Here is a 2,394-nt window from a genome sequence, read left to right as displayed (position 1 = left end):
CTGGTAGTTGTCGTCGCTGACTTGGTAATCTCGCCAACGTTGGGGGTGGCAGGTGGAACGGCTGCTGGAGTAGTTGTCGGTGCCGTCGTCGGCGTGGTGACAGTCGCAGTCGGATCGAGCGGAGCGGGTGAAGTTGCCGCTAAACTCACGGTGGGAATGAGGGCACAGAGGATCGAACTCACGCCCCAGATAGTGATTTTTTGCAAAATTGAACTCCAAAAGTTAGTTGGGAATTAACTCCGAGGCGTACTGATGTAGCCCCAGAATCGGATGCTCGGCAGCAGCAATCAACTCTTGCCGACGAGCGACTTCGTGGGGATTATTCACCACTGCTGCCAAGCCGCCCGCACTCGCATAAGCGCGAACGCGGGTATAACTGCGTCCGTCGATCAAAATCCAGTTGGAGTATCCCATCGCCTGATTCGGGGCAAAACTATCGGTCATGCAAGGATTGAGAATTTCCTTGGGTATTAATAAAATATCTTGAAAGGCGCGACTGACTTCGGGTTGGACTCTACCCACTAACTTGATGTCGCAGTTACCTAAAATCCGATCGCCAGCAGCACAATTTTTAATCGAACCTGGCTCTTGAGAACACAAAATCACGCGGATACCCGCCTTAGCACCGTTGGCACAGAGTTTGCCGACCTGATTGGCTAAATATGGAAATTGGAGGGCGATCGCCGCTTCATCGACTACGACTGCCGATTTAGCATGAGAAAATGCGCGTCTCAATGCCGTACCGTACATACACATCGACAGAATGGCAGCATCTTCAGGGTTATTCACACCCCGCATCGCCATCACAAATAACTTACTATCGGTGGCAAAGGTACTCGGACGAGATAAAGCTTGTCCGATCCGGCTAGTCAGCCAATAACGAAGCTTGGTAACGATAAAATTTAAGGACTGAATTTGATCTGGAGATTGCACTCCAATCCGCTCTGGAGAACAAAAACCGACAAAATCTGGCAGAGCGGGATACTTCGCCCAAGCTGGAGAATGTAAACCACCACTACGAGCCGCACGGTAGTTCGATTTAATCTCGTAATCATCAAAGAATTTAGCCAACACCAACGCCAGAATCGATCGGACGATATCACCGTCAACGCTAGTATTTTGAGTGACTGCTCCCATCACCATCGTCAACAGGATATCTAGCAGATAGTCCTCATAATCTTTACGACGATCTGCCTGTTGTTCGCGGCTGAGATGGTTGATGTTCGGCAGTTCAAAGATATTTGCCGCCTCACTCCCGACATCGAAATAGGCTCCGCCGACTAAGCGGGTGTAGTCCTTGAATGTCGATGCACTGTCCGTAGGTGGATAGTCGAGCAGCGTCACGGGAATATCTTCGATTAGGAATTTATTTACAAATCCAGTCAGGACGACTGACTTACCAGTTCGATGTGTAGCCAAGATAACCATGTGATGATGGCGATTGACCAGATCTAGATAAATCGGTACTCCTCCCTCTTCCGATAGAAATTCCACTCCAGATCGATCGATAGTCTGGACAGTAGTTAGCGGGATCGTCCCCAGGACATAGCCATTGAAAGCTTTACCAACGCGAGTGAACAACGGATATTGGAGTAACTTCGACCAACAAGTCGCTTGCGTCTGAAACCAAGTCGTCCAGACATGGTTCGTTTCGCGATGGAGGTTGGCTGGATAGACAAATAGGTTCTCTAAATAGCTACAAGCTCGATCGAGCAAATCGACTGTATCCCGATGGATCAGAAATACGGTGGAGGAGGATAGAGAAATCTCACCCTTATGCAAATAGGCACGAGCTTCTAATGCCTCTTCGAGATCGATGCCCGCCCCGACATTAACATCCCCTTCCTCGGCGGCTTTTTGAGCCTTAAAGATTTGCTCCTTGGTTACATCAGTCAGCCGCTGGCGTTCTTCGGTCTGGCTGAGTTTGCTCAATTGAGTGACGATCTCGATATCGTAAACTTTATCCTCACCCAGTTTTTCCCAATAAAAGTTCAGGGCATCTCGCTCCGTCTTCCAAGAATCGGGATGGTCTAGCAAAGAGAGAATCCCGATGAATTTTCGCTTGACCTTAATCCACCGATAATCAGGGTCGGGGATAGATTCTTCCGATCGCATTAGGAGCGATGTCGCATGAATGTTAGAATTAATTTCTTCCCGAATCGATTGTCGATCGAAGATCAGTTTTTGCGGAACGGGGATCGCCGGAACAGAATTGTAGCGATTCCATAAATCTGCCCAGAGCTGCTCGACAGTGAGCGCGTGAACTGTCAGCCCCATTTTATTAGTAAAGATCTGCTCCCATAACAGGAAGGCGTTAAATCCTGCTTCTAAAAACCCAAAAAATTCCTGACTCTTCTTAATCTTCTCCGCCCCAGAAAAATTGCCTAACGCGAC

The 2,394-nt window shown here is 48.7% G+C and carries 1 protein-coding gene and 1 pseudogene; both read right to left on the bottom strand.

Annotated elements, in window-relative coordinates; translation table 11 throughout:
* Positions 1–206: pseudogene (locus RMO52_RS22500) on the bottom strand (hypothetical protein); the annotation flags it as partial.
* A 16-nt stretch (positions 207–222) separates the two neighbouring features.
* Positions 223–2,394, bottom strand: a 2,172-nt coding sequence (locus RMO52_RS22495; RefSeq protein WP_310418782.1) for a hypothetical protein, incomplete at its 5' end; no start/stop codon positions are given.

It is taken from the genome of Chamaesiphon sp. OTE_8_metabat_110 (assembly GCF_031382685.1).
Lineage (GTDB): Bacteria > Cyanobacteriota > Cyanobacteriia > Cyanobacteriales > Chamaesiphonaceae > Chamaesiphon.
Note: the sequence above shows the minus strand (reverse complement) of the source record. Positions and strands in the feature narration are given on the sequence as shown.